Genomic DNA, 2057 nt, shown 5'->3' with positions numbered 1-2057 from the left:
AAAATTTATAACTATATGATTTTTATTAAATAATTTTTGAGTATTTTTTAATCAGGAATAAGGCGAAGCTTATCAAGACACGTTTTATCCACCTTATTCACGCCTTATCCCCATAGTTATCCACACAAAATGTGTATGACTTACCGAAACCTTCGTGTTCAGACAGGCATATCGTTATAAAACTGAGCTTTTCATACAAAACGGCTAAGGATGTATGAAAAGCCCAGTTCCGCAACCATAAAAATTCTAAGGCACTTCCACGCTAAAATATTCCGTTATAATCCACGCATTCAAACGATTATTCCATATCCGCAATGACACCTGCCCAACTCAACCACACTGCCGCCGTTTTAGCCGAAATCCTGACATTCAAACAACCTGCCGATTCCATACTTGCCGCCTATTTCCGCGAACATAAAAAACTCGGCAGGCAAGACCGTTATGAAATCGCAGAAACCGTGTTCGCTGTTTTGAGGCACTATCAAAAAATCAGCGCCATTGTTCCCAAACCACACACCAAGCCGCGCCAAGCTGCTTTAGCAGCTTTGATTATCGGCCGTGCTGCAGATGCCGATTTGATTCACCATCTCACCGAACAAGAAGAAGTGGAAAACCTAAAAAGTTTGTTCGGCAACACAAACCCATTCCCCAGTACGCTACACATTACTGCCGAACTGCCCGAATGGCTGATTGAAATATTACAAAAGCATTATGACAACACAGCCATCCTACGATTCAGCCACAGCATCAATCAGCCGGCACCGCTGGATATCCGCGTAAACACATTGAAAAGCAAGCGCGATAAAGTTTTGGCTCAACTGCAAAAAGAAGGTTTTGCCGCCCAAGCCACGCCTTTTTCACCCTGGGGCATCCGCTTGAAAGACAAACCATCCCTCAACCGACATCCACTGTTTCTCGACGGCACACTGGAAATCCAAGACGAAGGCAGCCAGCTGCTGGCTTTGCTACTCGGTGCCAAACGCGGGGAAATCGTGGTGGATTTCTGCGCAGGTGCAGGCGGCAAAACCTTAGCCATCGCCGCCATGATGGCCAACAAAGGCCGTATTTACGCATTCGACATCGCAGAAAAACGTCTCGCCAACCTCAAGCCCCGAATGGCACGCGCAGGTGTCGCCAACATTCATCCTGAACGCATCAGCAGTGAAACCGACCCCCGCATTGCCCGACTTTACGGCAAGGCCGACCGGGTTTTGGTTGATGCACCCTGTTCCGGTTTAGGCACTTTGCGCCGCAATCCCGATTTAAAATACCGCCAATCGCCTGAAACTTTAGCTTCACTACGAGCACAGCAAGCCGCTATTTTGGCCGAAGCCGCCAAACTGGTGAACGAAAAAGGCCGCTTGGTTTATGCCACTTGCAGCATCTTGCCCGAAGAAAACGAAATGCAAGTGCACCATTTTTTGGAAAGCCATCCCGACTGGCATATTGTCGATTGCGCCAGCCTGCTAAGTAACTATAAAATTCCGCTCGATACAGGTGTATACTTGCGCCTGAACACCGAACAACACCAAACCGACGGCTTTTTCGCCGCCGTGTTGGAACGAAATTAACCAACCGTTTTAGGAATCCATCAAAATGAGCATTCAAGATCAAATCAAAGAAGTGGTTACCACACACCGTGTCGTGCTGTTTATGAAAGGCACCAAGCAATTTCCCCAATGCGGCTTTTCTTCCCGAGCCGTGCAATTGCTGCAAGCAGCAGGCTGCACCGATTTTGTTACCGTAAATGTGTTGGAAAACGAAGAAGTGCGCCAAGGCATTAAGGAATACAGCAACTGGCCGACCATTCCTCAATTGTATGTAAACGGCGAATTTCTGGGCGGCTCCGACATCATGATGGAGATGTATGAAGCCGGGGAGCTGCAAGAAGCATTGAAAGCCTGATTGAGCATTTAAATCACAAGCTGATGCCTGTCTGAAAAATATTTTCAGACAGGCATTTGTTTTTATAAGGTTAATCAACAGCTTTTTACTGCAAAAACCCTTTTATAAAAAAGTCAAATCAATATGAATAATTCAAAAATTTTATAAACAAG

Annotated in this window: 2 protein-coding genes; both read left to right on the top strand. The window is 46.0% G+C overall.

Going from position 1 to position 2057, the window contains the following annotated elements:
* The first annotated feature begins 314 nt into the window (after positions 1–314).
* Complete coding sequence (locus HMPREF9370_RS11415) at positions 315–1571, top strand: RsmB/NOP family class I SAM-dependent RNA methyltransferase (RefSeq protein WP_009117677.1); 1257 nt, start codon at positions 315–317, stop codon at positions 1569–1571.
* 25 nt (positions 1572–1596) lie between these two features.
* Positions 1597–1905 carry a Grx4 family monothiol glutaredoxin gene (gene grxD, locus HMPREF9370_RS11410; protein ID WP_009117676.1) on the top strand — a complete coding sequence of 103 codons (309 nt, stop codon included), beginning with the start codon at positions 1597–1599 and terminating at the stop codon, positions 1903–1905.
* Positions 1906–2057: the final 152 nt, after the last annotated feature.

The organism is Neisseria wadsworthii 9715 (assembly GCF_000227765.1).
GTDB classification, from domain to species: domain Bacteria; phylum Pseudomonadota; class Gammaproteobacteria; order Burkholderiales; family Neisseriaceae; genus Neisseria; species Neisseria wadsworthii.
The sequence above is the reverse complement of the archived record's forward strand: the minus strand, read 5'-3'. Positions and strand labels throughout refer to the sequence as shown.